The sequence below is a fragment of the Actinomycetospora sp. genome (assembly GCF_055612215.1).
The window spans coordinates 1-3179 of the sequence record NZ_JBVPVA010000415.1 but is presented as its reverse complement, the minus strand read 5'-3'; the positions used below and the strand labels follow the sequence as shown (position 1 = coordinate 3179).

2 protein-coding genes and 1 riboswitch are annotated in these 3179 nt (G+C 75.7%); of the genes, one reads left to right on the top strand and one right to left on the bottom strand.

The genetic code is table 11. The features are described 5' to 3' along the window. Positions 1 to 1542 (top strand): ComEC/Rec2 family competence protein (locus AC0CYZ_RS11725; protein ID WP_472215465.1); only part of this gene is annotated, 1542 nt, incomplete at its 5' end. A gap of 10 nt (positions 1543 to 1552) precedes the next feature. Here the strand turns inward: AC0CYZ_RS11725 and thrC are convergent. Next, a complete protein-coding gene (gene thrC / locus AC0CYZ_RS11720) occupies positions 1553 to 2833 on the bottom strand; it encodes a threonine synthase (RefSeq protein WP_472215463.1) in 1281 nt (426 codons plus the stop codon). A gap of 10 nt (positions 2834 to 2843) precedes the next feature. Further along, a riboswitch (SAM riboswitch) is annotated at positions 2844 to 2966 on the bottom strand. Positions 2967 to 3179 lie beyond the last annotated feature (213 nt).

The window sequence follows — 3179 nt, the reverse complement described above, 5'->3', positions numbered from 1 at the left end:
CCGCGGACGGCGGCGGTGCTGGCGCTGCTGGCCCTCGTCGGGTTCGTGGTCCTCGCGCGCCCCTCGCCGAGCGTCCTGCGGGCGGGAGCGATGGGCGCGGTCGCGATCCTGGCGCTGGCCCTGGGACGGACCCGCTCGGTGCTGCCCGCCCTCGCCGTCACCGTGATCGTCCTGCTCCTGGTCGACCCGGCCCTCGCGGTCGACGCCGGCTTCGCGCTCTCCGTGCTCGCCACCGCGGCGCTGGTGCTGCTCGCGCCGGTGGTCGTCACGGCGCTGCGGCGGCGCCGGGTGCCGCCGGGCGTGGCCGAGGCGCTGGCGGTGCCGCTCGCCGCGCACGTGGTCACGGCGCCGGTGGTGGCCGGGCTGTCCGGCCAGGTCAGCCTCGTCGCGGTGCTCGCGAACCTGCTCGCCGCGCCCGTCGTCGCCCCTGCGACCGTGCTCGGCGTGCTGGCCGCGGTCCTCGCGCCGTGGTGGACCGCGGCGGCGCACGCAGCGGTGTGGGTCGCCGGGCCGGAGGTGGCGTGGCTGGTGTGGGTCGCCCGGCGGTGCGCGGCGGTGCCGGGCGCGACGCTCACCTGGCCGGGTGGCGTCACCGGCGGGCTGCTGCTGGCCGGGCTGGTGCTGCTCGGGCTGGTGGCGCTGCGGTGGCGGCGGGTCCGGCTGCTCGCGCTCGCCGTCGTCGTGGGCCTCCTGCTCGTGCTCGTGCCGACGCGGGTCGTGCCGGTCGGGTGGCCGCCGCCGGCGTGGGCGTTCGTCGTGTGCGACGTCGGGCAGGGCGACGCGCTGGTCCTCGCCACCGGGGAACCCGGCCGTGCGGTGCTGCTCGACGCCGGACCGGACGGCAGCGCCGTCGACGGGTGCCTGTCCCGGCTCGGCGTGCGCTCGCTCGCGCTCGTCGTGCTCTCGCACCTGCACGCCGACCACGTCGACGGGCTTGCCGGCGCGTTGCGGGGACGGTCGGCGGGCGCGGTGGCGCTCGGGCCGGTGCACGAGCCGGTAGGGACCCTCGGGGAGGTCACCGGCTGGGCGCGCGCGGCGGGCGCGCCCGTGGTGGAGCTCGACCGGGGGGTCACGCTGCACTGGCCGGGTCTGGCGCTCGACGTCCTCGGTCCGGTGCACCCGAGCCCGCACGTCGACGCCGACGACGGCACCGAGGTCAACGACACCTCGCTCGTCCTGCGCGCCACTACCCCGCTCGGCCGCATCCTGCTGCCCGGCGACGCCGAGGCCGATGCCCAGCAGTCACTGCTCGCGTCGGGCGAGGACCTCGGCGCCGAGGTGCTGAAGGTGCCCCACCACGGCTCGCGGTCGTCGCTGCCGGCGTTCGTGACGGCGGCGCACGCCCGGCTCGCGCTGGTCAGCGTCGGGCAGGGCAACAGCTACGGGCACCCGAACCCGGCGATGATGGGCCTGCTCGCGGGCACCGGCGCGCTCGTGCGCCGCACCGACCAGAGCGGCGACCTGGCCGTCGTCCCGGCGCCGGGCGGGGGCACTGCGGTCGTCGCGCGCGGCGACCCCCGTCCGGACCCGAAGCGGCGGTGAGGAGCCGTGCCTACAACCCCAGCGCCTCGCGGACCGCCTTGGACGTGGCGGGCACGTGCGCCGTCGGCCCGACGTGGCCCTCGATGGCGTCCAGGGTCTTGAGCCCGTCGCCGGTGATCAGCAGGACGGTGTCGGCGTCGGGGTCGAGCCGGCCCTCCTCGACGAGCTTGCGCGCGTTCGCCACGGTGACCCCGCCCGCCGTCTCGGCGAAGATCCCCTCGGTGCGGGCGAGCAGCCGCATGCCGTCGCGGACCTCGTCGTCGGTCACGTCGGTGACCGCGCCGCCGCACCGCCGCACGGTGTCGAGCACGTAAGGGCCGTCGGCGGGGTTGCCGATCGCGAGCGAGCGGGCGATGGTGTCCGGCTTCTGCGGCCGGACGACGTCGGTGCCCTCGGCGAACGCCGTCGAGACCGGCGAGCACCCGGCGGCCTGCGCGCCGAAGACGCGCCAGTCCTCGCCCTCGACGAGCCCGAGCGAGACCAGCTCCCCGTAGGCCTTGTCGATCTTGGTGAGCTGCGAGCCGGAGGCCACCGGGATCACCGTCTGTGCGGGGATGCGCCAGCCCAGCTGCTCGGCGATCTCGTACCCCAGCGACTTCGAGCCCTCGGCGTAGTACGGCCGGACGTTGACGTTGACGAACGCCCAGTCCTCCTGCTCGAAGGCGAGCTCGGTGGCGAGGCGGTTGACGTCGTCGTAGGTGCCGTCGACGGCCAGCAGCGACGTCTCGTACACCGCGGTCATCAGGATCTTCGCGCGCTCGAGGGAGGCGGGGATGAGCACGACCGAGTCCCACCCGGCGCGGGCGGCGGCCGCCGCGGTGGCGTTCGCGAGGTTCCCCGTCGAGGGGCAGGCCAGCACGGTGAAGCCGAGCTCACGGGCGGCGGCCAGGGCGACGGCGACGACGCGGTCCTTGAAGGAGTGCGTCGGGTTGCCGGTGTCGTCCTTGACCCAGAGGTTGCGGATGCCCAGCTCGGCGCCGAGGCGGTCGGCGCGCACGAGCCGGGTGAAGCCGGGCTCGGTGTTCGGGTGCGACTCGACGCTCGTCGGCACCGGCAGCAGGTCCTTGTAGCGCCAGATCGACTTCGGGCCGCGCTCGATCTGCTCGCGGGTGACGCGGCCGAAGTCGTAGGCGACCTCGAGCGGGCCGAAACACTCCGGACAGGCGAACTCGGCGGCGAGGGCGAGGCGGTGGCCGCACGCCCGGCACGCCAGGGCGGCGGCGGGGCCGAGATCGAGGGACGGACCGGCGGTCCCGGAGGCGGTGCTCGGACCGGAGGCGGTCAGGGTCATGAAAGGTTTCTCCTCATCTTCCCCACCACGCGGCGGGTCGGAATTGGCACCGGTCTTGCCCCCCGCGCGTGAGCGGGTGCCGCCGGTTGCCGGGGTGTCGTCGGGCCGTTCCCTCTACCCCTCTGGATGAGCCGTATTCGGTTGTCCGGTCGGCTGCGGATCGGGTCCGATCCCGCCGAGCGCGACTGGAACGGTACGGCAGCCTCGCGCGCCCGGCCAGATCGCGGGACGTTGCCCACACCACGGTGTCGGTGGGTCCTGCCAGGATGGCGGTGTGCCGCCCAGAGCCCGTCCCGCCCAGGGAGCCCCCGCCACCGTGGTGGACGACGCGCCGGTGCGGCTCGTC